1 pseudogene is annotated in these 249 nt (G+C 59.8%); it reads left to right on the plus strand.

What is annotated here, in order from left to right:
* Positions 1 to 189, plus strand: a pseudogene (locus SB751_RS33610) (AMP nucleosidase); the annotation flags it as partial.
* Between the last annotated feature and the right edge of the window lie 60 nt (positions 190 to 249).

A 249-nucleotide genomic window follows, 5' to 3' on the forward strand; every position in this document is an offset into this window, starting at 1 on the left:
CTGTGCGTGTCGGACAAGCCTCTGCATGGCGAGCTGAAACTGCCCGGCATGGCGGATCAGTTTTATCGCGCGCAAGTGGATCAGCATTTGCAGATCGGCGTGAAAGCGATGGAGTTGTTGCGGATGAACGGGCTGCATCGTCTGCATAGCCGCAAGCTGCGGAGTTTCGCGGAAGTGGCGTTTCAGTAAGCAGCGGGTTTTCAGTTCAGGCGGCGCGGGCGAGCGCAAGCGCGCCCCGCTGGCATTATT

It is taken from the genome of Cupriavidus sp. SIMBA_020 (assembly GCF_046535395.1).
Classification (GTDB): Bacteria; Pseudomonadota; Gammaproteobacteria; order Burkholderiales; family Burkholderiaceae; genus Cupriavidus; species Cupriavidus campinensis.